Source organism: Caulobacter segnis (genome assembly GCF_023935105.1).
In the GTDB taxonomy this organism is placed as follows: Bacteria; Pseudomonadota; Alphaproteobacteria; order Caulobacterales; family Caulobacteraceae; genus Caulobacter; species Caulobacter segnis_B.
Map to the genome: position 1 here is coordinate 4,535,378 of NZ_CP096040.1, position 23,963 is coordinate 4,559,340.

Below are 23,963 nucleotides of genomic sequence, written 5' to 3' on the forward strand. Positions count from 1 at the left end.
CGCCGCGACAGCCTTACCGCCTCCGCGGCGGCTTGCGTCAGTGCGCCCCCTCATCCGTCATCCTTCGGATGACACCTTCTCCCGCAAGGGGAGAAGGAAACGCCTACCGCGACGAGACCTTCACCAGGTCCGCCGAAGCCAGCTTGGGCGCCTCATCGCCGACGGTCGCGCCGCCGTCGGCCAGCAGGTGGTCGATGCGGGCCTTCTGCGACTTGAACGAGGCCAGTTCCGAGCCGGCCAGGATGGTGCCCTGGGGAACCTTGGCGCCGATCGGATTGACCCGCTGGCCCTTCAGCCAGACCTCGTAGTGCAGGTGCGGACCAGTCGCCAGGCCGGTCGAGCCGACATAGGCCACCACCTGGCCCTGGCGGACGCGCATGCCCGGGCGGATGCCGGGGGCATAACGCGAGATGTGGCCGTAGCCGGTGTCCCACTGGCCCGAATGGCGGATGCGCAGCCAGTTGCCGTAGCCGGCCCAGCGGCGGGCCTCCAGCACCACGCCGTCGCCGGCGGCCAGGATCGGGGTGCCCGTCCCGGCCCCGAAGTCGACGCCCTTGTGGGCGCGGGTGTAGCCCAGCACCGGGTGCTTGCGCTGGCCGAAGGTCGAGGTGATCCGCGCCCCGTCCACCGGCGTGCGCAGCAGGAAGCCTTTGATGTTCTTGCCCAGCTCGTCGAAGAACTGGCTCTTGCCGTCCGGATCGCCCTTGCGGTCGAAGGCGTAGAACTTCTGGCCCTTGACCTCGGCGTATTCCAGGTCGCCGGCCTCGATGGTGCGGCCGCTCTCGGTGACCTTGCGGTCGAACACCAGGCAGAAGCGGTCGCCTTCCTTGATGTCGCGCGAGAAGTCGATCTTGTGCGAGAACAGCTTGGCCGCCTGGCTGATGATCGCCGGCGTGCCGCCGACATTGGCCACGCTCTCGTAGAACGAGCCGTTCATTTCCCCACAAGCGACTTTCTGCTCGTCGCGCACCTTCTCCTCCAGTTCGCGCAGGCGCAGGGCCCCGTCGAAGGTGCGCGAGACGGTCAGGGTCGACGACGGGCTGGCCCGCATGGAGAGGCCCACCAGGCGGGCCGGGCCGCGCTGGCCGCCGCGACGCTGGGCGATGGCGGCCTCGAAGGCCATGCCGGCCTTGATGTTGACGGTGTCGATCGCGCCTTGCAGCACCGAGACGACCTGCTTGGCCTCCTCGGGGGCGACGCCGGCGCGCTGAACGGCGCCTTGCAGGGTCTCGCCCGGGCGCACCTTGACCGCGACGTTCTCGGGACGCTCGAAACCGGGCTGGGCCTCGGCGCTGGCGAAGGCGACGTGCTGCAGGGCGACCAGGGCCGCGGGATCCAGCGCCGCCTTCTCCGTACGCGGAGTCCTGACGTCGTCGGCGGTCAGCTTCCAGCCCACGCCCAACGCGGCCAGGCCGGCGACGGCGGTGAAAATCCTCGGCGCCCAGCGTGTCGCGCTGCGTCGCGGATCAAATTCCTGCATCGTGCCCCCGTCGGTGCGATGCCGCGCAAATCAAATGACACGGCCGGGAAGCCCCCCAGCGGTCGTTCGGCCCGGACCATGCTCAGACATGCTCTCGGCGGCAAGGACTATTCGGCGCTTCGGCCAATTTGTCACGGCATGGTTAACATCCGTTAACAGCCGAAACGCAACCCCATGATCCCAATAAGAAAACGCCCACCGTTTCCGGTGGGCGTCTTGGGTAGGCTGACTGAAACTCGGGAGACCTTAGGCCGCGTTGACCTGTTCGTTCGGGTCGCGCAGCACGTAGCCGCGGCCCCAGACCGTCTCGATGTGGTGCTTGCCGTGCGCCGAAGCGGCCAGCTTCTTGCGCAGCTTGCAGATGAACACGTCGATGATCTTCAGCTCGGGCTCGTCCATGCCGCCGTACAGGTGGTTCAGGAACATTTCCTTGGTCAGGGTCGTGCCCTTGCGCAGGGAGAGCAGCTCGAGCATCTGATATTCCTTGCCGGTCAGATGCACGCGGTTGCCGTTCACTTCGACGGTCTTGGCGTCGAGGTTGACGATGATGTCGCCGGTCTTGATGACCGATTGGGCGTGACCCTTCGAACGACGGACCACCGCGTGGATGCGGGCGATCATCTCGTCCTTGTGGAACGGCTTGGTCATGTAGTCGTCGGCGCCGCCCGAGAAGGTCTTCACCTTCGTGTCGATTTCCGACGAGCCCGACAGGATCATGATCGGGGTGTTGATCTTCGCGACCCGCAGGGTGCGCAGAACATCGATGCCGCTCATGTCGGGAAGATTGAGATCGAGCAGGATGAGATCGTAGTCGTAGATCTTGCCCAGATCGACGCCTTCCTCACCAAGATCCGTCGTATAGACGTTGAAGCCTTCAGACTTCAGCATCAGTTCGATGGTCTGCGCCGTCGCGCTGTCATCCTCGATCAACAGTACGCGCATGAGCCCCTCCACGCCAAATCTGGCGTATTCGAACGTCTTAGGCGGAGAGCCGCCGGTCAAACCCTTCGGCCACTTTGCCGGAGAGTTAATTTAAGACTGGTTAATGGTGAATGTCTCTGTTGGCTGAATGGTTAATCTGATTTGCGAATCGGGTGCAAGCGGCTCTCGCCCCCTTGGTCACATTGGTCGCACGCGTCGCAGGCGGCGCTTTTGGACGCCCTTCCGGTCGCTCGAAATCGCCAGGATCCGTGCCCTGAAAGCGGTCCGAACGACGTTACCGCGTTAAGGCCATGCCCGGCGCCGTTCGCACCTGAGGCGGAATTGCGGCGTTCCGTCGCGGGAATTTGAACGCCATTCTCGCGCTTTGCGGGTGTCGTCCCGATCGCCGAAGCTCGGCCTTTCGGTTGGAGCCGCGACGCCCGGCCGCAGGGCTCAGGCCGGGTTGTCGCCCGCCAGCCAACCCGCCGCCCGCAGCTTGGCCACCGAGGCGCGGCTGACGGGCGCGGTTTCGCCATCCACCAGCCTCAGGCGCAGGTTGCGGCCGTCGCGCTCGACGCCGGCGATCGCGCGCCGCGCCACCCACCACGAGCGATGGACCTGCAGTCCCTCGACGCTCGCCAGGCCCGTCGTCACCCGCGCCAGGGGGCCCATCTCCAGCCGCGATCCGTATTCGGTCCGGATCCGGACATAGTGGTCCTCCATCCTCAGATAGAGGACGGCGCCGGGATCGAGCGCCACGGCGGGGGCGTCGGCCGGGACCAGCCCCTCGCGCGCGGGCGTACGCGTGCGGGCGAGCGCCTGGGGGCGCACGCGTATGAAGTAGTAGGCCAGCACCAGCGTGGTCGCGATGGCCACGCACTGGCCGTACCATTCCAGCGGCGACACGGCATGGGCGATCCCCGGCCAGAGGGCGATGGCGACCACGCGCAGCGGCGCGCCCTGCAGCAGGCTGCCGACCAGGACGACCGGCGGGATCATCGTCCAGTCCGGCCAGCCCAGCCGCCGCACCCCTGCCCCCGCCAGCCGCGCCAGGCCGCCGAACAGCAGCATCCCGCACGCCAGGCTGCCGACCCAGTAGGCGATCCTCAAGCCCGGCCCACCGTTGAAGAAGCTGCCGAACGGCCCCATCAGCCCCAGCAGCACCCCGATCCCCACGGCCACGCCCAGATCGACCGCCCATTCACGGGCGGTCCCCAGCAGCGGCGGATCGGAAACGCGGGCGATCATGAAACGAGGTATAGAGCGCCGTTACGCGGAGTCGCCAGCCCCGCCCATTCGCCGTCTCGCGAACCCGTTCGCCCATTCGCGCAGGAGCACTGGCGACGGCCCGGAACGCGCCTCACAGCGGTGGCGTCGTCATTCGCTGAAGGACCGCCATGTCGCTCCGCCATGTCTTCGCCGCCGCTCTGCTGGCGGCCGCCATTTCGTCACCCGCCCTTCCCTCGAAGGCCCTCGCCGCCAACGCCGGCTTCATCGTGCTGCAGGAGCCTCGCCCCGACGGCCAGGCGCCGGTCGAGGTCGGGGTCTGGTATCCCGCCGACGCCAAGCCCGCCTTCATGGCGCTGGGCAGCTGGGGCCACACCGTCGCCGCCGGCGCGCCGGTGGTGGGCGAGCACCTGCCGCTGATCGTCATGTCGCACGGCAACGGCGGCTTCTTCGGCGGCCATGCCGACACCGCCCAGGCCCTGGCCGAGGCCGGGTTCGTGGTCGCCGCCCTCACCCATCCCGGCGACAACTACAAGGACCAGAGCCGCGCCACAGCCATGTCGGACCGGCCCGCCGCCCTGTCGGCCCTGATCGGCTGGATGCTGGAAAGCTCGCCGCTGAAGGCCAGGATCGATCCCGACGAGGTCGGGGCGTTCGGCTTCTCGTCGGGCGGCTTCACGGTGCTGGCGGCGGCCGGCGGCGAACCGCACTTGTCGCGCGTGCCCGTCCACTGCCTGGCCCATCCGGCCAATTTCGACTGCAAGCTGACCGCGGGCCATCCGATCCCGGCCGGGGCGCTGACGGCCCGGTGGGTCCACGACGACCGCATCAAGGCGGTGGTCTCGGCCGCGCCGGCCCTAGGCTTCACCTTCGGCAAGGACGGATTGAAGGGGATCACCGCGCCCGTGCAGCTGTGGAAGGCCGCCGACGACGAGATCCTGCCCGGCGACGAATACGCCGAGGCCGTGCACCGCGACCTGAACCGTCCGCACGACTACCATGTCGTCCCGGGGGCGCGGCACTTCGACTTCCTGACGCCCTGCAACGCCGCGCCGCCGGCGAACCTGGCCCATCTGTGCGCCAGCGCCCCGGGCTTCGACCGCGTGGCCTTCCACCGCGACTTCAACGCCGCCGTCACGCGCTTCTTCACCGACCAATTGGTCGCACCCAAAGACGTCGCGCCCAGGCGCTGATTTCATACCTGGTTAACCACGTTGCCCGACTGTGGCGACACGGAGGCAATGGCCAAGTTCGGCGCCGCCGTGGGGTTTCGGGGTCCAGCTTGCGCAGTCTTATCGCCGCCGTCGAACGTATCGATCCTTTGAGCGTCTATGGCCGCGTGGCCGCCGTGAACGGCCTGCTGATCGAGGCCCGCGGCGGCCTGACCCGGCTGGCGGTCGGCGCCCGCGTCGAGATCGGCCGGATGGGCGAGAAGCCGTTGCCGGCCGAGGTCGTCGGCTTCCGCGAGACCCGCGCCCTGCTGATGCCCTTCGGCCCCGTCGAGGGCGTGGCGCCGGGCGCGGAGATCCGCATCGTGCCCGAAGGCGCCGTGGTCCGCCCGACCAAGGCGTGGCTGGGCCGGATCATCAACGCCTTCGGGGAGCCCATCGACGGCCTCGGCCCGCTGCCGCAGGGCGAAGTCCCCTATCCGCTGAAGACCCCGCCGCCGCCGGCCCACGCCCGCGGCCGGGTGGGCGAGCGCCTGGATCTGGGCGTGCGCTCGATGAACGTCTTCACCACCACCTGCCGGGGCCAGCGCCTGGGCATCTTCGCCGGCTCGGGGGTCGGCAAGTCGGTGCTGCTGTCGATGCTGGCCAAGGAGGCCACCTGCGACGCGGTCGTCGTCGGCCTGATCGGCGAGCGGGGCCGCGAGGTCCGCGAGTTCGTGGAAGAGACCCTGGGCGAGGAAGGCCTGCGTCGCGCCGTCGTGGTGGTCGCCACCTCGGACGAGCCGGCCCTGACCCGCCGCCAGGCCGCCTACATGACCCTGGCGATCAGCGAGTACATGCGCGACCAGGATCAAGAAGTCCTGTGCCTGATGGACTCGGTCACCCGCTTCGCCATGGCCCAGCGCGAGATCGGCCTGGCCGCCGGCGAGCCGCCAACCACCAAGGGCTATACGCCCACCGTCTTCACCGAGCTGCCCAAGCTCTTGGAACGCGCCGGTCCCGGCCCGATCCGCCCCGACGGCACCACGGCCGCTCCCATCACCGCTCTCTTCACCGTGCTGGTCGACGGCGACGACCACAACGAGCCGATCGCCGACGCCACGCGCGGCATCCTGGACGGCCACATCGTCATGGAGCGGGCCATCGCCGAGCGCGGCCGCTTCCCGGCCATCAACGTGCTGAAGTCGATCAGCCGGACCATGCCGGGCTGTCAGCACCCGCACGAGCGCGACATCGTCAAGGGCGCGCGCCAGGTGATGGCCGCCTACGCCAACATGGAAGAACTGATCCGGATCGGCGCCTATCGCGCCGGAGCCGACCCTGTCGTCGACCGCGCGATCCGCCTGAACCCGGCGATCGAAGCTTTCCTTAGCCAGGATAAGGAAGAAGCAACCAGTCTGGACGACTCTTTCGGTTACCTGGGGCAGATCCTGGCGAGTGAGTACTGATGACCAAGTGGGCCGCCTCGCTGATCCGCATCTCGAACCACGAGGTCGAGACGCTGCAGAAACGCCTCGCCGAGATCACCGAGCGCCGCATGGCGGCCGAAATGCGCATCACCATGCTGGACGCCGAGGCCGAGGCCGAAGCCAAGAACGCCGAGGGCGACGCATCGGCCGGCTGGTACATGATCGGCTATCGCGAGGGCTACAAGCGCCGCAAGGCCGACATGCTGGTGCAGGTCGAGCAGTGCCAGCAGGAGGAGATCGGCGCCCGTGACGCCCTGTCCGAGGCCTTCGAGAACCTCAAGAAATACGAGCACGTCGCCGAGCAGGCCAAGGTGCTGGCCGCCAAGAAGCTGGGTGCCTACGAATCCGCCCAGCTGGACGAGCTGAGCATCCGCCGCGCCGCCGTCGGCGGCCGCTGAGCGCGATCCGGGCGCATACACGAAATCTCAAGCGGCCCGCGACAAGGTGTCCGCATGACACCCGCCCGGACCATGGCGCCGACCAAGGCCAACGCCAAGCTGGCCGCCCTGGTCTGCGCCTATGTCTGCGGCCTGGGCTACAGCCTGTTCCTGGCGGGGGCCACTCACAACATTCCGACGATCTGGACCGCCAACGCGGTGGCGATCGCCGCCTTCATGGTCCTGAACCGGCGCCAGGCCCTCGCCTTCATGCTGGTCACCGGCGCGCTGCACGCGACGCTGGAGCTGACGATCGGCACCTCGGCGCGGTTCGTGATCCTGGTCACCGTGCTGGACACCCTCCAGACGGCGGGCACGGCCGCCCTGCTGCGCTGGATGCGCGTGCCCACCCGCGTGCGTGATCCGCGAAACCTGTTCACGATCGTCGTCTCCGCCTCGGCCCTGACCGCGATCGGCGCGATCCTGGTCAACGGTCTGATCGCGATCAGCGGCGGCCATGCCTTCTTCCGGCGCTGGGACGACTGGACGACCTCCAACGTGCTGGGCGTCGCCGTCGTCCTGCCCGTGGCCCTGATCCTGATGGACCGCCGCCATCGCGAAGGCTTCCACGTCCGCCCGCTGGAGGCCGCCGCCACTCTGCTGCTGGTGATCGCCACCTCGTCCTGGGTGTTCTTCGACGACGCGACGCCGCAGGTGCTGCTGTTCGCCCCGGCCCTGCTGGCGGCGTTCCGGGGCGGGCCGCGGGCGGTGGCGGTGGTCGTCACCACCTCGCTGGCCGTGGCCATCCCGGCCGTGCTGCATCGCACGGGCCTCGACATCAAGGTGGCCCTGTCGCCGCTGCGCCACGCCCTCATCTTCCACGTCGTGCTGTACGCGGTCAGCTTCGTGGCCGCCCTGGCCCTGAGCCGCCAGGCGCGCCTGCAGGCGCTGCTGCTGCGCCGCCAGTCGGCCGCCCGCGCCGCCCAGAACCGCGCCCTGGCCGCCAGCCAGGCCAAGTCCGACTTCCTGGCCACGATCAGCCACGAGATCCGCACCCCGCTGAACAGCATCCTGGGCTTCGCGGCCCTGGTCGCCGACGACCCGAACCTGTCGCCCGAGAACCGCCGCCGCCTGGATCTGGTCGGTCGCGCCGGCCATTCCCTGGCCGAGATCGTCGGCGACCTGCTGGACTTCGCCAAGGTCGAGGCCGGACGCCTGGACCTGACCCTGACGCCGACCTCGCCGGCCGCCCTGCTGCGCGACGCCGTCGCCATCCTGGCTCCCGAGGCCGCCGCCAAGGGCCTGTATCTGCGCACGGTGTTCGCGGCCGAGAGCGAGGGCGAAGCCGAAGGCGACGTCGACGAGCCGCTGGCCCTGGACGAGACCCGCCTGCGCCAGGTGCTGATGAATCTCTTGGCCAACGCCCTGAAGTTCACCGCCCACGGCGGGGTCACCGTCAAGCTGACCGCCGGCCCGGCACCAGGCGCCCTGCGGTTCGAGGTCATCGACACCGGCATCGGCATCGCGCCCGAGGTGCAGGCCCGTCTGTTCCAGCGCTTCTCGCAGGCCGACAGCTCGATCAGCCGCAGCTACGGCGGCACGGGCCTGGGCCTGGCGATCAGCAAGGCGCTGGTCACCCGCATGGGCGGCGCGATCGGCGTCGAGAGCCAGCTGGGCCAAGGCGCGCGCTTCTGGATCACCCTGACCGCCGAGCCCGCCGCCGTCCCGGCGCCGGCCGCCCTTCCTGCTCCGGAGACCGCGACTGAGCGCGCCGCCCGGGTGTTGCTGGTCGACGACCATCCGATGAACCGCGAGCTGGGCAAGGCCCTGCTGACTCTGGCCGGCTGCGAGACGATCACCGCCGACGACGGCGTCCAGGCGTTGCGGGCCGTCCAGGCCGACGATTTCGACCTCGTCCTGATGGACGTCCACATGCCGGGCATGGACGGCTTGGCCGCCGCCCGCGCCATTCGCGCCCTGCCCGGTCCCGTCGCCGCCATCCCGATCGTCGCGCTCAGCGCCGACGTCCTGCCCGAGCAGATCGCCCGCTGCCGTGCGGCCGGCATGGACGGCCACGTCGCCAAGCCGATCCGTCGCGAGGACCTGATCGCCGCCGTCGCCCGCGCCCTGCAAGGCGCCGCCGAGCCGCCGGCCGCCGCGAACGCCTCCTAGGGCTTGGCGAAATAGGCCTGCAGCCGCGCGGCCTCGGCCGGGGTGATGGCCATCACCGCCCCGTGCTTGGGATTGGCGAAGTTCGTCGCCTTCATCGGCGAGCCGGGCTCGTTGAAGCGGCCCAGGTTCTTGAAGTGGACGAAGTCGGTGGTCTCCGAGAAGCCCATGTTGTTCTTCGGCTTGGCCCCGAACACGTCGTACATCAGCACGTAGGTCCCCGCGCCATGGCGGCGCCACAGGTTCGGGGCCTCGGTGCTGACGGTCTCGGGATCGACCTTGGCCGGGTCGAAGACATAGCCGACATTGGCACGGTCCGAGATCGCCTGCTTCAGATAGCCCGGCTTGTCGTGAGCCACGTAGAACAGGTGGTATTTGTCGCCCACCTTGGTGATGTCGCCGTCGATCGCGGCCTTGCCGGCCACCGGATAGTCGAACAGCGCCTTGGGCGCGCTGGTCAAAGTGGTGAAGGCCGGATCGGCGTACGAATAGACCAGCGAGGCCGGCTCGTCGCGGAACCGGGTGGTGAAATAGACCATCAGCTTCCGGGCCGCCGGGTCCCAGATCGTCTCCGGCGCCCAGGCGGCGCTGCGGTCCTCGTCCTTGTCGAACAGCTGGCCGACCGGGACCCGCGCGTGGGTCCAGTGGATCAGGTCGTAGGACCGCATCAGGATCAGGTTCTTGTTGTTGCCCCAGCCATAGGGGACCTGCGGCCGCTCCCACTGCGTCTCGCGCAGCCCCGCTTCCTTGGCGAAGATGTGCAGGTCGGTCATGGCCATGTAGAAGGCCCCGTCCGGGCCGCGCATGATGTGCGGGTCGCGCACGCCTTTCTGCTGGGCCAGCTGGACGCCGGTGAAGATCGGCTCGCCGCCGTTGACGTCGGTGAAGGTGTAGCCATCGCGCGAGGTGGCGAAATAGACCGCGTGGGTCTCGTCCTTGAAGTAGACGAAGAGGTAGGCCGTTTGGGCCTTGTCGGCCGGGACGGCGGCGACGCGGCCCGGCAGCTTGTCGACCAGCTCCAGGGTCTTGGGCGCAGCCATCGCCGGAGCAGCGAAAGCCAGCAGGGCGATGATGGCGGCGACGGTCGCTTTCAGCAGGCGCTTCATGTTGGCCTCCCCCACTTCACCGGATTCAGGCCGATCACCGTCACCGAGTGCGGCGGCAACTCCAGGCTGGCCGAGCTGCCCGTCCCGCCATTTCCTCCATTGGCAGCCTTGATCACCGCCGCCTGCGGCTTGACCCGGTTCGGCGCGGCGAAGGTGTTGAACGCGCCCATGTCGTCGGCCGCCAGGGTGTCGCCCTTAGCGCCCTTGAAGGTGAAGCCCGCCACCGTCGGGGCGATCTTCAGCGGCTGGCGCGGATCCAGGTTGGTGAACGACAGCCACAGCTTGCCGTCCTTGCCGATCGCCCCGATGGCGTCCAGCCGCGGCAGGGCGATGTCGCCCTCCTGATAGGTTCCGGCGTCGTAGGCCAGCGGCACGACCTTGGCGTCCTGGAAGGCCGTGTACATCCTGAACACGTGATAGGTCGGCGTCAGCAGCATCTTGTCGCCGTCGGTCAGGATCATCGACTGCAGCACGTTGATGGTCTGGGCGATGTTGGCGCCCTTCACCCGATCGGCGTGGCGGGCGAAGATGTTGAGGTTCAGGGCCGCGACGATGGCGTCGCGCTGGCTGCTCTGCTGATACAGCGACGAGCCCGGCGCGCCCTCCTCGACCTTGAACCAGGTCCCCCACTCGTCGACGTACAGCCCGACCTTCTTGTCGGGATCGTACTTGTCCATGATCGCCGAATGCTTGCTGACCAGTTCCTCCATCCACAGGGTGGACTTCAGCAGCTCGGCATATTGATGCGCGTCGAAGCCCGTGGCGCGCTCGGGCTTCTTGGGCCAGGTGTAGCTGTGCAGCGACAGCCCATCGATGTCCCAGCTGTAGATCTTCTTGCTCCACGACTGCATGACCGTCTCGGTCCAGCCGTAGTCGTCGCGGTCGGCGCCGACCGCGATCTTCAGCATCTTGTCCGGTCCGCTCTTCTGGGCCGGGTTGAAGTTCTTGGTGAAGGTCGCGAACTGCCGCATCTCCTTGGCGTAGTCGCTGGCCGTCATCGAGCCGCCGCAGCCCCAGCTCTCGTTGCCGAGGCCCACCATGGCCACCTTGAACGGCTTCTCGCGGCCGTTCGCCGTCCGCAGCTTGCCCAGCTCGCTGGGCTTGTCGGTGGTCATATATTCCAGCCACTCGGCCGCCTCGCGCGGCGCGCCCGAGCCGACATTGACCGAGACATAGGCCTCGGCCCCGATCTGGTCGACGAAGTCCATGAACTCGTGCGTGCCGAACTGGTTGGACTCCAGCACCCCGCCCCAGCTGGAATTGGTCGTCGTCGGGCGGTTCTTCCCGACGCCGTCCCGCCAGTGATATTCGTCGGCGTAGCAGCCGCCAGGCCAGCGGACATTGGCCACCTTGATCGCCTTCAGGGCCGCCACGACGTCGTTGCGGATGCCGCGCGTGTTGGGGATTCTGGAGTCCGGACCGACCCAGATTCCCTCATAGACGCCCCGGCCCAGGTGCTCGGAGAATTGTCCGAGTATATTGCGCTCGATGACGGCGCCAGGCTTGCCGGCGTCCACCGAGACGGCGACGTCGGGCGTGGCGGCCTGGGCGGAAGCGCCTATCGACAAGGCGAGCGCCAGCGACGCGGCGAACCAAAGCGGCTTCATGACGATTTCCGACCCCGAGCGTAATTTGTCTGATTATTAGAAGCGTAGACCTGGGCCTCCCAACCTTGTCAAGGTCGGCCGGGGTCGCGCGGGGGTCCTGCCGCCGCGCATTACGCCGAGTTCACTTCCCTCGCTACACCCGTAGCGCTACACCTGTAGCGACGCACTTGCAGCGACACACTGGCGAACAGTGAGCGGAGGCCGCCTTGATCGACACCCTGCCCCGGCGCGAACGCGAGGTCTTCGAAACCCTGTGCCGGCTGGAGGCCGGGACCACGGCCGAGGTCCGCGCCGCCCTGTCGGACCCGCTCAGCGACTCGGCCGTGCGCACCATGCTCTCGCGCCTCGAAGCCAAGGGCCTGATCGAGCGGACCAGCGGCCCCGAGGGCGTCCGCTACCGTCCGGCCCAGGAGACCGAAACCGTCGCCGTCGGCGCCCTGCGGCGGGTGATCGACACCTTCTTCGCCGGCTCGGCCGCCAGCGCCGCCAGCGCCCTCCTGGGCATGGGCGAGCGCCTGACGCCCGATGAAGCCGCCGCCCTCGAGGCGATGATCGACAAAGCAGTCGAGGCCGGGGCCGTCGCGACCGGGAAGGACAAGGCGTGACCTGGACCCTGCTGTTCTCGCTGCTGGTCAAGTCCAGCCTCGTCGCCGGTGCCGGCCTGGTCTCCGCCCGCTTCCTGACCCGCCGGCCGGTCGAGCGCGTCGACATCCTGCGCGCCACGGTCTGCGTGCTGCTGGCCCTGCCGGCGATCATGAACATGCTGCCGCCGATCGAGCTGGCCTTGCTGCCGCCCTTGCCGACGGAGCCCGTCGTCGCGCCCCTGGCCGGCGCGCTTTCCGCGCCCATCGCCGCGCCGCCCTGGTGGACGACGCCGGGCGCGATGATTGGCGGCGCGTGGCTGCTGGGCGCGGCGCTGATCGGCGGCCGCCTGGCGCTGGGCCTGCGGACCCTGGAGCGCTGGACCCGCAAGGGCCAGCCGGTGACCGACCCCGCCTGGCTGGCCCCGATCGAGGACCTGCCGCCCGTCGACCGTCCCGGCCTGGTGGCCAGCGACCGCGTCGCCGGTCCGCTCAGCTGGGGCGTGGCGCCCGGAACCATCCTGCTGGATCCGGCCACCCTGGCCGAGCCGCAGACCGCTCCCGCCATCATGGCCCACGAGCTGGCCCACCTGCGCCGCCACGACTGGATCTTCCTGATCCTGTCGCGCGCGGTCTTGGCCATCTTCTGGTTCAACCCGCTGGTCTGGCGGCTGCACGCGGTGCTGGCCCAGCGCGCCGAGGAGGCCGCCGACGCCGACGCCATCGGCCAGGTCGACCGCGCGCTCTACGCCCGCACCCTGGTGCGCCTGGCCGCTGCGCCCGCCCTGCTCGGCGCCTCCAGGGAGTCCCGAGGGAAGCCCTGGCGATGGCCGCCGACTCCAAGACGCTGAAGACGAGGATCGCCCGCATCATGACCGACACGCCCGAACGCCGCCGCCCCCTGACCGTGGGCCTGACCGTCGCCGCCCTGGCCATCGTCGCCACGCCCCTGGCCGCCTTCGGCCTGAGCCGCCAGATCGCCCCCGTCGCGCCGGTCCCGCCCGCGCCGCCCGCCGCGGTCGCCAGCAGCCCCCTGCCGCCGGCGCCGCCAGCGCCCCCGCGGCGATCTCGGAAGCCGCGCCGGCCGCCGAAGCCGCCGAACCGGCTCCGCCGGCTCCCCCGCCCCACCGGCCCCCGCCGCCAATGCGGCCGACACCTATGACCGGATCCAGGCGCGGGCCCAGGCCGACTGGAACCAGGCCCAGGCGCGCGCCGACGCCGAATGGGCCAAGGCCCAGGCGGACGCCGCCCGCGTCAACGCCGCCGAGATCCGCCGCCAGATCGAGGCCCATCGCGGCGAGATCGAGATGGCCGCCCGTCTGGCCCGGCGCCAAGCCGAGCGGGCCCAGCTCTCGGCCGAGAACGCCCGCCGCATCGGCGAACAGGCGCGCCTGGCCGGTGAACGCGCGCGCCAGGAGGGCGAACGCGCCCGCGTCCTGGCCACCAGGCAGGCCCGTGTCGACATGGCCAGGGGCGCCGAGCAGATGCGCGGCGGAGCCCGCCAGATGCGCGAGGAAGCCGCCCGCCTGCGCGACCCGGCCTACCGCGCCCAGAAGATCCGGGAAAACAGCGCCCGCGGTAACACGGTCACCGACGCCGAGCTGATCGACCTCTCGCGCAAGCTGCCCGCCCAGGCCGACGACCTGGAGCGCCAGGCCGAGCACATGGCGGAACAGGCGCGGGACATGACCTGAGGCCGCCGGAGCCGCTGCCCGCCCAAAGCGCTCCGGTCGCACGATCGGGGCGCTTTTCGTTTGCCCGCCCAAACCCCGAAACGGGTAGCATTGCGATGTATTGTCGCGGAGGGCGAAAGAACAATTCGGATAACGGATTGGGTAATTTTTGACCCGACAAATGAACGCGCGTGCACAGGTCGACGGAAGGCGGGCGCCTTCCTTCGGGCCTGGGCTTAATCTCGTCATTTGGGATCAAACACTTGCGCCTCTCGGACCTTTCCATTTCCCGTAAGCTGATCCTGGCCTTCGCCTGTCTGGTGACGTTGAGCGTGGCCTCGTCGGGTTTCAGCATCTGGAAGATGCGCCAGGTGGCGCAGGCGGTTCAGTGGAACAATCATACCCAGGAGGTGCTGGCCGCCGCCGCGGCGGTCGGCGCGGCGATGGTCGACCAGGAGACCGGGGTGCGCGGCTATCTGATCGCCGGCGACGACGGCTTCCTCGAGCCGTACAAGAACGGCCGCGCCGCCTATGCCGAGGCCTTCGGCAAGCTCAAGACCCTGACCGCCGACAACGCCGCCCAGCAGACGCGGATCGCCGCCCTGGGCGCTTCGGCCGAGGGCTGGATGGGCAAGGTGGCCGAGGTCGAGATCGCGGCCATGCACGAGCCGGCGACGGTGGAGCACGCGCGCGAGATGGAACGCTCGCGCGCCGGCAAGACCTACATGGACAAGGTCCGCGGCGCGCTCGGCGAGATCAAGGGCGCGGAGACCGAACTGCTGGTCCAGCGCGCCGAGCGGCAGAACCGCGACCAGACGCAGGCCCAGCTCACCCTGATCGTCGGCGGCCTGGCGGGCGTCCTGGCGGCCGTGGGCATGGCCTGGATCCTGAGCCGCGCGATCGCCACGCCGATCAACGGCCTGGACCGCGCGATGCAGCGCCTGGCCGCCGGCGATCTGGACGCCGAGGCGCCCGGCCGCGAACGCCGCGACGAACTGGGCGCCATGGCGCGCACCGTCCAGACCTTCAAGGACGCCGCCATCGAGAAGCTGCGTCTGCAGGACGCCGCCGCCGAGCTGGACCGAACCGCCGAGGGCGAGCGCCAGCGCAACGAGGCGGCCAAGGCCGAGTCGGCCCGCCAGCAGCAGATCGTGGTCGACGGCGTGGCCTCCGGGCTGGAGAAGCTGGCGGCGGGCGACCTAGTCTATCGCATCGAGACCCCGTTCTCGGCCGAGTACGAGAAGCTGCGCACCGACTTCAACGCGGCCATGGTCCAGCTGCAGGAGACGATGAAGATCGTCACCGCCAAGGTCGACGGCATGCGCTCGGGCGCCCATGAGATCAGCCACGCCGCCGACGACCTGTCGCGGCGTACCGAACAGCAGGCCGCCAGCCTAGAAGAGACGGCCGCGGCGCTGGACCAGATCACCGCCACCGTCCGCAAGACCTCGGAGGGCGCCAACCACGCGCGCAACGTCGTCACCTCGGCCAAGTCGGACGCCGAGCACTCGGGTGAGGTCGTGCGCAAGGCGGTCGGCGCCATGAGCCAGATCGAAAGCTCGTCCAGCCAGATCAGCCAGATCATCGGGGTGATCGACGAGATCGCCTTCCAGACCAATCTCCTGGCCTTGAACGCCGGCGTCGAGGCCGCCCGCGCCGGTGAAAGCGGACGAGGCTTCGCGGTCGTCGCGCAAGAGGTGCGGGCCCTGGCCCAGCGCTCTGCCGACGCCGCCAAGGAGATCAAGGCGCTGATCTCGACCTCGACCCAGCAGGTCGAGGAAGGCGTCAGCCTGGTCGGCCAGACGGGTGAGGCCCTGGCCCGCATCCTCACCCAGGTGGGCGACATCACCGTCATCGTCAGCGAGATCGCCGCCTCGGCCCAGGAGCAGTCGACCGGCCTGCAGCAGGTCAACGCCACGGTGAACCAGATGGACCAGGTCACCCAGCAGAATGCGGCGATGGTCGAGCAATCGACCGCCGCCAGCCATTCGCTGAACCAGGAAGCCATGGACCTGGCCGGGCTGGTCGGCCGCTTCCGCGTCGATCAGCGCGCGGCCGCCGCCGCGCCCGCCTCGACCGCGCCCAAGTCCCGCGCCGCTCCGGCGATGAAGACGCTGGCGCGCGCCGGCCAGGGGGGCGCCGTGCGGAAGTCCGAAGTCGACACCTGGGAAGAATTCTGACCACGACCCGACGCCGAAACGAAAACGCCCCGGTCCTGCGACCGGGGCGTCTTTGTTTCTGGAGGGCTCTTCGCCGGGCCGAGGGCCGGACTTACGAGTCCAGGAAGCTCCGCAGCTTCCGCGACCGCGACGGGTGCTTCAGCTTGCGCAGCGCCTTGGCCTCGATCTGGCGGATGCGTTCGCGGGTGACCGAGAACTGCTGGCCGACTTCTTCCAGCGTGTGGTCGGTGTTCATGCCGATGCCGAAGCGCATGCGCAGCACGCGCTCTTCACGCGGGGTCAGCGAGGCCAGCACGCGGGTAGTGGTTTCGCGCAGGTTGCTCTGAATGGCCGCATCGATCGGCAGGATGGCGTTCTTGTCCTCGATGAAGTCGCCCAGGTGGCTATCTTCCTCGTCGCCGATCGGCGTTTCGAGGCTGATCGGCTCCTTGGCGATCTTCAGGACCTTGCGGACCTTTTCCAGCGGCATGGCCAGCTTTTCGGCCAGCTCTTCCGGGGTCGGCTCGCGGCCGATCTCGTGCAGCATCTGGCGCGACGTGCGGACGATCTTGTTGATCGTCTCGATCATGTGCACCGGGATGCGGATGGTCCGCGCCTGGTCGGCGATCGAGCGGGTGATCGCCTGACGGATCCACCAGGTGGCGTAGGTCGAGAACTTGTAGCCGCGACGGTACTCGAACTTGTCGACGGCCTTCATCAGGCCGATGTTGCCTTCCTGGATCAGGTCCAGGAACTGCAGGCCGCGGTTGGTGTACTTCTTGGCGATCGAGATCACGAGGCGCAGGTTGGCCTCGACCATTTCCTTCTTGGCCTGACGGGCCTCGCGCTCGCCCTTCTGCACGGTCTGGACGATGCGGCGGTAGTCGTCGATCGGCACGCCGGTCTCGGTGGCCAGGGCGGCGATCTCGCCGCGGATGTCCGTGACCGACTGGCTGTCGTTCTCGACGAACTTGGTCCAGCGCACGCCCATGCCCTTGACCTGCTCGGCCCAGGTCGGGTTCAGCTCGGAGCCGAAATAGGCCTTCAGGAACTCGCCGCGGCTGATGCCGTAGCTGTCGGCCAGGCGCAGAAGGCGACCTTCCAGGCCGATCAGGCGCTTGTTGATCGCGTAGAGCTGCTCGACCAGCGCCTCGATGCGGTTGTTGTTCAGCTTCAGCGTCTTCAAGTGCTGGATGATCGTCGCCGACAGGCCTTCATAGGCCTTGCGGTCGGCGTCGCTCAGGTCCTCGCCCTTCAGGCGGCTGCCGACCAGCTTGTCCTGCAGCTTGCGGAAGCTTTCGAACTCGCTGGCGATGGCGTCCAGGATGGCCATCACGCCTTCGCGCAGCTCGCCTTCCATGGCGCTGACGGTCGGACCGGCGCCATCGTCGAAGTCGTCGTCGTCCTCGCCCTCGGCGCCTTCCGGCTTGGCCTCGCCGGCCTCGTCGTCGACGGGCTCGGCCGGCTCGGCGTCATCCTCGGCGGCCGGCTGGGCGGCCACGCCGTTGATGGCGGCGTAGGTGCCTTCCAGGTCGATGACTTCACGCAGCAGGATGCGGCCGGTGCCCAGTTCCTCGCGCCACACCATGATGGCTTCGAAGGTCAGGGCCGACTCGCAAAGGCCGCGGATCATCGTGTCGCGGCCGGCCTCGATGCGCTTGGCGATGGCGATTTCGCCCTCGCGCGACAGCAGCTCCACCGAGCCCATCTCGCGCAGGTACATGCGCACGGGGTCGTCGGTGCGGTCGTAGGCGGCCGGCTTGTCGCTGGTGATGACGGCCGTGCTCTCGTCGCGGGTCGCGACCTCGCCGCCCTCGGAGCCTTCGGCGTCCTCTTCGGCCTCGACGACGTTGACGCCCATCTCGCTGAGCATGGCCAGCGTGTCTTCGATGGCGTCCGGGCTGACTTCCTCGGACGGCAGCACCTTGTTCAGCTCGTCCATCGTGACGTAGCCGCGGGCTTTCGCCTGCTTGATGAACTTCTTGACGCCAGCGTCGGTCAGGTCGAGCAGCGGACCATCACCACCGGTGGCTTCTGGCGCTTCCGTCTCGGCCGAGGAATTGTTGCTCATCAAGCTCTCCGAAATCGACACCGCCGGGCTCTGCAAGAGCGGCGCCGAGAAAATCCGTTTCGAAAAGGCGCTGCCTATTCGGTCGGCGCCTTTATTCAGCGCGCTCCCAAGGATCACGTTCCCGTCAGAAGTCGCCTAGCGCGCCCTTTTCGCCATGTGCGAACGCTCCGCGGGAAACCCGGCGGAGGCCGTAAGGCGTGGGCGCGGCCTGGCGTCTTCCCTGATCGGGTCGACGACCGCTGGGGACCTGGGGCGGCAACGAGGGTGACATCTTGTTTCGATATAGGGCGCGCGCTCCGGCGGCCCGAGTGATGTCAGTCAGCTGCTTGGCAGTTCCTTGAGTCGGCATGTGGCTTTGGGTGACGCCGGTGTCAAGATGGGACGGCCCTGTTACCGCAAAGATTTGCAGCTCCTTTTCCTCGCCGCTTCGCTCTTTTCCCGCCTCCCCGGCGAAAGCCGGGGCCTAGATTCAGCCTGAGCGACTTGGATGGATGCGCCCTCGCGCGGCGGCAGAATGACCAACGCCCTGGGTTCGACCTGGGCCCCGGCTTTCGCCGGGGAAGCGGATGTGGGAGCCGTGGAGAGACGGGTGGAGCTACTGCGCCCGCCAGAACTCCAGATTGCTGATCTGGCGCTGCAGGATGGCGATGCGGTCGCGCAGGTCGCGCGTGGCGGCCAGGCTGGCGGCGGTCACGTCCTCGCGGCGCATGCCGTCCAGGGCGCGTTCCGAATCGGCGATCTCGATCACCGCCTCGTAGCAGGCCGCCCATAGCGACCGGGCCTTGGCTGGATCGTAGCGGGCGTCCAGGAACGGCGCGTCGGACTGGGCGACGCGCTCGACCTCGGCCAGGGCGTCAGAAAGCCCCTTGCGCGACAGGCGCTCGCGCAGCGTAACGTCGTCGCCGTGGTCGTCGCACAGGGCCAGGAACAGCTCGTGGGCCAGGGGCTGCAGGCGCGGATCCCCGAAACCGACCCGCTCGAGGGCCTCGTCATAGGCCCGCGCCCAGCCCGGGTGGTCGATGGCCGCCAAGGCGATGGCGGCGCTGAACGGCTTGATGCGCCCGACGATCTGGGCCTTGGCGATGGGGCGCAGACCAGGATCCGGCGGCTCGCGCTTGCCGTTCTTCCAGGTCCCACCGCCGTTGCGGGGCGTGAACGGGCGATCGCGGAATCCGCCGCCGCCATAGCCGCCGCCGAAGCCCCCGCCATCCTGCGGCGGGCCTGGCCGCGCGCGCTGGAAGAGTTCGTCATAGCGGTCGCGCAGGTCGTCCTTGTAGGCCTGAGCCAGATCCTTGTCGGCGATGGTCCCGGCCGCCGCGCGCAGGCGCTGGCGCAGGCCGGCCTTGCGCTCGGGGGTGTCCAGCGGCTCCAGGTCGCGCTCGCGCTCGAACAGGGCCACGACGAAGGGCTTGGTGTCGGCCAGCTGCCCCCGCAGCGCGTCCACCCCTGCTCGCGCAGCACGTCGTCGGGATCCTTGCCGCCGACCGGCATCGAGAAGCGGAACGACCGGCCAGGCTTCAGCAGCGGCAGGGCGCGGTCGATGGCCCGGTGGGCCGCGCGCTGGCCGGCCTTGTCGCCGTCGAAGCACAGGGTCGGCTCGGGATGCAGGCGCCACAGGGCCTCCATCTGTTCCTCGGTCAGGGCCGTGCCCATGGCCGCCACGGCCGGCACGTTGGCGCGCTGGCAGGCGATGACGTCCATATAGCCCTCGACCACCACCATGGGCGTGCGTTCGTTGGGCGCGGCCGACTGCCCCGCGTGCAGGATCTTGCGGGCCTCGAACAGGCCGTACAGCACCCGCCCCTTGTGGAAGAGGCCAGTCTCGGGCCCGTTCAGGTACTTGGCGCGGGCGTTGGGATCCATGGCCCGGCCGCCGAACGACACCACTTTCCCCCGGCTGTCGGTGATCGGAAAGATGATCCGGTCGCGGAAGCGGTCATAGGGCGCGCCGCCGTCCTCGGGCGAGATCAGCACCCCGGCGTCGACCAGGTCGCCCGGCTTGGCGCCCTTGGCGATCAGATAGTCCTTCAGCCCCGTGCGGTTGTTGGGCGCGAAGCCGATGCGGAAACGGCTCCATTCCGTCTCGGGCAGGCCGCGCTTTTCGAGGTAGGCGCGCGCCGTCTGCCCGCCGGGCCGGCGCAACTCGGCCTCGAACCAGGCGGTGGCCAGCTCCATCCAGTCGCCCAGGGACGAGCGCTTCTGCTCCTCGCGGGCGGTTTGCGGGTCGACGGCGGGCAGGCTCATGCCGGCCTCGGCCGCCAGCCGCTCTACCGCCTCGCTGAAGGTCAGCCGCTCGGTCTCCTGCAGGAAGCTGATGATGTCGCCGTGCTTGCCGCTGGAGAAGCAGTGGTAGAAGCCCTTCTCGTCGTTGACGAAGAACGACGGGCTCTTCTCCTTGGTGAACGGCGACAGCCCCGCGTACTCGCGACCCTGCCGCCGCAGCTTCACCGTCTTGCCGACGACGTCGGACGGGCGAAGGCGGGACTTCAGTTCTTCGAGGAAGCGGTCGTCGAAACGCATCTAGGGCGGGGGCCGATCGGTGGATCGCGCATCATAGTGAAGCGGGAGGGCGTCGATATCGGACGTCGGCGCTTCGCCCACAAGTTTGCTGAGTCTGTGGATATCTCAAGCGCGGCATTAGGAACATCGACTCCGTCCGATCCGTTTTGAAGGCCGGGGCGCCTCGACGCGCCCGCAGCTTTCAAGACCGTCACGGAGAAGACCCATGCCCCAGAGATGGAATGACCGCGAAGGCCGCTTCGATGTCGAAGCCGACGGCGATTTCGACCGCGATCGCGGGTACGGCTACGACGCCGCGCGCCGTCGCGATGCGAACCGCGACCCGGATAGGTCCAGCTACACGAACTCCGGCTACGAGACCAATTCTGGCTACGAGACTGGCGCGGATCGCGAAGGCTATCGTGGCGAGCGGTCGCGTCGCCACGGCGGCCAGTTCCTGCGCGCGGCCCAGCAGGGCGGCGACATCGGCTATGGCCGCACGCGCTCGGGCGCCGACTACGGCGCCGGGGCGACCGGGACCCGCGGTCCCGGCGACTGGGGCCGCGTGGGCGGCCACGACTTCGGCGGCGCGACCGGCGACTACGGCTCCAGCGGCTATTCCAGCCGTACGGCCGACTATGGCGACGAACGCTATTTCGATCACCGCGACCGCGATCGCTACGGCTACGCGGGCGCCTATGGCGACCACCAGCCCTACCGCTCGTTCCGCGGCGACGGCGCGCATCGCCCGCGCCACGAGGAACGCACCTGGTTCGACCGGGCCCGCGACGAGGTCTCCTCGTGGATGGGCGACCAGGACGCCCTTCATCGCCGTGAAGCCGACGGCGCCCATCGCGGGCGGGGTCCCAAGGGCTATCGCCGCTCGGACGAACGCATCCGCGAGGACGTCAGCGACCGCCTGACCGACGACAGCTGGCTGGACGCCCATGGCGTCGAGGTCTCGGTCTCGGACGGCGACGTGACCCTGTCGGGCACCGTCCGCTCGCGCGAGGACAAGAAGCGCGCCGAAGCCCTGGCCGAGCGCGTGACGGGCGTCGACAACGTCCAGAACAACCTGCGCGTCGAGCGCGGGACGGATACGACGACGTCGACCGTACCGCTGTCGGATCCGCTGTAGGCGGTAAGCGGCTCACCTCCCCTCCGGGGGAGGTGGCCCACAGGGCCGGAGGGGGCAGCGCGGCCGACGCCCAGCTAGCCCCTCAGTTGCTTCGCAAGAGCTCCCCAAACGGGGGAGCAGAATATTTGCCACATTGTCGCCAAGTTTCAGCGACGAAACGAAACACCCTCCGCGTACCCACGTTCTGCGCTTCCGGGCCAAGTTGCCCTCGACAAGTGGGGGTTAACGCCACAAACATCCCGGCTTCTCGCCGCGGGAGGGAGCCCGCGCGCCGCATTTGGGGTGTTTCGTGAAAGCGCTGTTCTTCTCCGTCTCCGTCCTGTCCCTGGCCGCCACCGCGGCTCTGGCTCAGCAGCCCCTGCCGGAGTCGGCGCCCGCCACCCCGCCGATCGAAGCGCCGCGCGACGTGCCTTATGTCGGCGCCCTGAAGCTGACGGTCGACGCCACCGACCTGGACCGCAAGATCTGGAACGTCACGACCACCATGCCGGTCGGCAAGGCCGGCGACTTCGTGTTCCTGTACCCGCAGTGGGTCCCGGGCGGCCACTCGCCGCGCAACGACCTGGACAAGCTGGCGGGCCTGGTGGTGACGGCCAACGGCAAGCGCATCCCGTGGACGCGCGACGTCGTGCAGGTCAGCGCCTTCCACGTCGACGTCCCGGCCGGCGTCAGCGAGATCCAGATCAGCTACCAGTTCCTGACCGCCGTCGAGGCCAAGGTCGGCCGCACCGAGGTCACCCCCGAGATGCTGAACCTGCAATGGCTGCAGGTGACCATGTACCCGGCCGGCTACTACACCCGCCAGATCCCGATCGAGGCCAGCGTCAAGCTGCCGGAAGGCTGGAAGCTGGCCACCGCGCTGGAGACCGCCCGCACCGACGGCCAGGTCACGACCTTCAAGCCGACCACCGTCGAGACCCTGGTCGACAGCCCCATCTTCGCGGGCAAGTACTTCAAATCGATCGAGCTGGATCCGAACGGCCCGGCGCCGGTGCGCCTGAACCTGGTCGCCGACAGCCCCGAGCTGCTGGACGCCAAGCCCGAGCAGATCCAGATCCACAAGGACCTCGTGCAGCAGGCCTACAAGCTGTACGGCTCGCACCACTACGACCACTACGACTTCCTGGTCGCCCTGTCGGACAAGATCGGCGGCATCGGCCTGGAGCACCACCGCTCGTCCGAGAACCGGGTGGTCCCCAAGTACTTCACCGAATGGGACAAGAGCTTCGTCGGCCGCGACCTGCTCAGCCACGAATACACCCACTCGTGGAACGGCAAGTTCCGCCGCGCCGCCGACCTGTGGACCCCGAACCTGAACGTGCCGATGCGCGACAGCATGATGTGGGTCTATGAGGGCCAGACTCAGTACTGGGGCAACGTCCTGGCCGCCCGCTCGGGCCTTTTGACCAAGCAACAGGCGCTGGACAGCCTGGCCTCGACGGCCGCGGCCTATGACAACCGCCGCGGCCGCGACTGGCGCCCGGTGCAGGACACCACCAACGACCCGATCATCGCCAGCCGCAAGCCGCTGTCGTGGCTGTCCTGGCAGCGCAGCGAAGACTACTATTCCGAAGGGCTGCTGGTCTGGCTCGACGCCGACACCCTGATCCGCGAGAAGACCAATGGGAAGAAGTCGCTGGACGACTTCGCCAAGGCCTTCTTCGGCGTCGACAATGGCTCGTACGTGCCGCGCACCTACACCTTCGACGACGTGGTCGCCGCGTTGAACGGCGTCTATGCCTATGACTGGGCGAGCTTCCTGAAGACCCGCATCCAGGACGTCCAGGAAAAGGCCCCGCTCGATGGCTTCGCGCGCGGCGGCTACAAGGTCGTCTACACCGACACCCAGACCGAGTTCATGAAGACGGCCGAAAGCAAGGCCAAGACCACCGCCCTGCCCTATTCGCTGGGCCTGACGGCGGGGTCGGACGGCGTGCTGAGCGACGTGCAGTGGGGCGGTCCGGCGTTCAAGGCCGGCCTGACCCAGGGGCTGACGGTGGTGGCGGTCAATGGCGAGGCGTTCGACGGCGACAAGCTGAAGGCCGCCGTCACCGCCGCCATGAAGCCCGAGAACCCGCTGGTCGAACTCCTGATCAAGGACGGCTCGCGCTACCGGATGGTCAAGATCGACTATCGCGGCGGCCTGCGCTACCCGCGCCTGGAGAAGATCGCCGGCGTCCCCAGCCGCCTGGACGACATCCTCACGCCGCGCAAATAATTAACCACGCTCGCCGTCAGGTTGCGAACCGTTCGCGGCCTGCGACGATTTGGGGAAGGGCGGAAAGGCGGCCATCGTGTCACCTTTCCGACCGTTCAA

17 protein-coding genes and 1 pseudogene are annotated in these 23,963 nt (G+C 68.8%); 11 read left to right on the forward strand and 7 right to left on the reverse strand.

Going from position 1 to position 23,963, the window contains the following annotated elements:
- Positions 1-103 precede the first annotated feature (103 nt).
- The 3 genes from MZV50_RS21265 to MZV50_RS21275 form a co-directional block, all read right to left on the reverse strand.
- Entirely contained in the window at positions 104-1,480 is a 1,377-nt protein-coding gene (locus MZV50_RS21265) for a M23 family metallopeptidase (protein ID WP_252631304.1), read from the reverse strand.
- A 246-nt stretch (positions 1,481-1,726) separates the two neighbouring features.
- Positions 1,727-2,422: a response regulator transcription factor CtrA gene (gene ctrA, locus MZV50_RS21270; RefSeq protein ID WP_047407858.1), complete on the reverse strand. Its 696-nt coding sequence runs from the start codon at positions 2,420-2,422 to the stop codon at positions 1,727-1,729.
- A 432-nt stretch (positions 2,423-2,854) separates the two neighbouring features.
- Positions 2,855-3,649, reverse strand: a complete 795-nt coding sequence (locus tag MZV50_RS21275; protein ID WP_252631305.1) for a LytTR family DNA-binding domain-containing protein — start codon at positions 3,647-3,649, stop codon at positions 2,855-2,857.
- 149 nt (positions 3,650-3,798) lie between these two features.
- Between MZV50_RS21275 and MZV50_RS21280 the strand changes: the two genes are divergently transcribed.
- The 4 genes from MZV50_RS21280 (at position 3,799) to MZV50_RS21295 (ending at position 8,815) form a co-directional block, all read left to right on the forward strand.
- Positions 3,799-4,821: an alpha/beta hydrolase family protein gene (locus MZV50_RS21280; RefSeq protein ID WP_252631306.1), complete on the forward strand. Its 1,023-nt coding sequence runs from the start codon at positions 3,799-3,801 to the stop codon at positions 4,819-4,821.
- Between the two features lie 89 nt (positions 4,822-4,910).
- Positions 4,911-6,245: a flagellar protein export ATPase FliI gene (gene fliI / locus MZV50_RS21285; RefSeq protein WP_252631308.1), complete on the forward strand. Its 1,335-nt coding sequence runs from the start codon at positions 4,911-4,913 to the stop codon at positions 6,243-6,245.
- On the forward strand, positions 6,245-6,664 hold the full coding sequence (locus tag MZV50_RS21290) for a flagellar export protein FliJ (RefSeq protein WP_252631309.1): 420 nt from the start codon (positions 6,245-6,247) through the stop codon (positions 6,662-6,664). Before fliI ends, MZV50_RS21290 begins: the two co-directional genes overlap by 1 nt.
- Positions 6,665-6,718: 54 nt before the next feature.
- Complete coding sequence (locus tag MZV50_RS21295) at positions 6,719-8,815, forward strand: ATP-binding protein (RefSeq protein WP_252631310.1); 2,097 nt, start codon at positions 6,719-6,721, stop codon at positions 8,813-8,815.
- On the opposite strand, the gene MZV50_RS21300 is transcribed toward MZV50_RS21295, so the two are convergent.
- Both MZV50_RS21300 and MZV50_RS21305 read right to left on the reverse strand, forming a co-directional pair.
- Complete coding sequence (locus MZV50_RS21300; RefSeq protein ID WP_252631312.1) at positions 8,812-9,918, reverse strand: glycoside hydrolase family 43 protein; 1,107 nt, start codon at positions 9,916-9,918, stop codon at positions 8,812-8,814. The genes MZV50_RS21295 and MZV50_RS21300 overlap by 4 nt on opposite strands.
- Positions 9,915-11,525, reverse strand: coding sequence for an alpha-N-arabinofuranosidase (locus MZV50_RS21305; protein WP_252631314.1), 1,611 nt, complete (start codon positions 11,523-11,525; stop codon positions 9,915-9,917). The genes MZV50_RS21300 and MZV50_RS21305 overlap by 4 nt, the downstream gene beginning before the upstream one ends.
- Positions 11,526-11,731: 206 nt before the next feature.
- On the opposite strand from MZV50_RS21305, the gene MZV50_RS21310 reads away from it, so the two are divergent.
- The 5 genes from MZV50_RS21310 (at position 11,732) to MZV50_RS21330 (ending at position 15,959) form a co-directional block, all read left to right on the forward strand.
- Entirely contained in the window at positions 11,732-12,130 is a 399-nt protein-coding gene (locus MZV50_RS21310) for a BlaI/MecI/CopY family transcriptional regulator (RefSeq protein ID WP_252631315.1), read from the forward strand.
- Positions 12,127-12,957, forward strand: a complete 831-nt coding sequence (locus MZV50_RS21315) for a M56 family metallopeptidase (protein WP_252631316.1) — start codon at positions 12,127-12,129, stop codon at positions 12,955-12,957. Before MZV50_RS21310 ends, MZV50_RS21315 begins: the two co-directional genes overlap by 4 nt.
- Complete coding sequence (locus tag MZV50_RS21320; RefSeq protein WP_252631317.1) at positions 12,933-13,268, forward strand: hypothetical protein; 336 nt, start codon at positions 12,933-12,935, stop codon at positions 13,266-13,268. Before MZV50_RS21315 ends, MZV50_RS21320 begins: the two co-directional genes overlap by 25 nt.
- A 145-nt stretch (positions 13,269-13,413) precedes the next feature.
- Positions 13,414-13,800 (forward strand): hypothetical protein, encoded by a 387-nt coding sequence (locus tag MZV50_RS21325; protein WP_252631318.1) that lies wholly within the window; start codon positions 13,414-13,416, stop codon positions 13,798-13,800.
- A 242-nt stretch (positions 13,801-14,042) separates the two neighbouring features.
- Complete coding sequence (locus MZV50_RS21330) at positions 14,043-15,959, forward strand: methyl-accepting chemotaxis protein (protein WP_252631327.1); 1,917 nt, start codon at positions 14,043-14,045, stop codon at positions 15,957-15,959.
- A 91-nt stretch (positions 15,960-16,050) separates the two neighbouring features.
- Here the strand turns inward: MZV50_RS21330 and rpoD are convergent, their stop codons facing one another.
- Together rpoD and dnaG are read right to left on the reverse strand one after the other, a co-directional pair.
- A complete protein-coding gene (gene rpoD, locus MZV50_RS21335) occupies positions 16,051-18,009 on the reverse strand; it encodes an RNA polymerase sigma factor RpoD (protein WP_252631328.1) in 1,959 nt (652 codons plus the stop codon).
- Positions 18,010-18,604: 595 nt separating this feature from the next.
- Positions 18,605-20,529 (reverse strand): annotated as a pseudogene (gene dnaG / locus MZV50_RS21340) (DNA primase).
- Between the two features lie 205 nt (positions 20,530-20,734).
- Between dnaG and MZV50_RS21345 the strand changes: the two are divergent.
- Complete coding sequence (locus MZV50_RS21345; protein ID WP_252631329.1) at positions 20,735-21,646, forward strand: BON domain-containing protein; 912 nt, start codon at positions 20,735-20,737, stop codon at positions 21,644-21,646.
- Between the two features lie 277 nt (positions 21,647-21,923).
- Positions 21,924-23,864 carry a M61 family metallopeptidase gene (locus MZV50_RS21350; RefSeq protein WP_252631330.1) on the forward strand — a complete coding sequence of 647 codons (1,941 nt, stop codon included), beginning with the start codon at positions 21,924-21,926 and terminating at the stop codon, positions 23,862-23,864.
- Positions 23,865-23,963 lie beyond the last annotated feature (99 nt).

Excerpts from the sequence above, each read along its gene's own strand:
- MZV50_RS21295 (WP_252631310.1), top strand. The coding sequence starts at position 6,719 with ATGACACCCGCCCGGACCATGGCGCCGACCAAGGCCAACGCCAAGCTG.
- MZV50_RS21300 (WP_252631312.1), bottom strand. The coding sequence starts at position 9,918 with ATGAAGCGCCTGCTGAAAGCGACCGTCGCCGCCATCATCGCCCTGCTG.
- MZV50_RS21345 (WP_252631329.1), top strand. The coding sequence starts at position 20,735 with ATGCCCCAGAGATGGAATGACCGCGAAGGCCGCTTCGATGTCGAAGCC.
- MZV50_RS21265 (WP_252631304.1), bottom strand. The coding sequence starts at position 1,480 with ATGCAGGAATTTGATCCGCGACGCAGCGCGACACGCTGGGCGCCGAGG.
- MZV50_RS21275 (WP_252631305.1), bottom strand. The coding sequence starts at position 3,649 with ATGATCGCCCGCGTTTCCGATCCGCCGCTGCTGGGGACCGCCCGTGAA.
- ctrA (WP_047407858.1), bottom strand. The coding sequence starts at position 2,422 with ATGCGCGTACTGTTGATCGAGGATGACAGCGCGACGGCGCAGACCATC.
- MZV50_RS21305 (WP_252631314.1), bottom strand. The coding sequence starts at position 11,525 with ATGAAGCCGCTTTGGTTCGCCGCGTCGCTGGCGCTCGCCTTGTCGATA.
- MZV50_RS21320 (WP_252631317.1), top strand. The coding sequence starts at position 12,933 with ATGGCCGCCGACTCCAAGACGCTGAAGACGAGGATCGCCCGCATCATG.
- MZV50_RS21290 (WP_252631309.1), top strand. The coding sequence starts at position 6,245 with ATGACCAAGTGGGCCGCCTCGCTGATCCGCATCTCGAACCACGAGGTC.
- MZV50_RS21325 (WP_252631318.1), top strand. The coding sequence starts at position 13,414 with ATGGCCGCCCGTCTGGCCCGGCGCCAAGCCGAGCGGGCCCAGCTCTCG.
- MZV50_RS21280 (WP_252631306.1), top strand. The coding sequence starts at position 3,799 with ATGTCGCTCCGCCATGTCTTCGCCGCCGCTCTGCTGGCGGCCGCCATT.
- rpoD (WP_252631328.1), bottom strand. The coding sequence starts at position 18,009 with ATGAGCAACAATTCCTCGGCCGAGACGGAAGCGCCAGAAGCCACCGGT.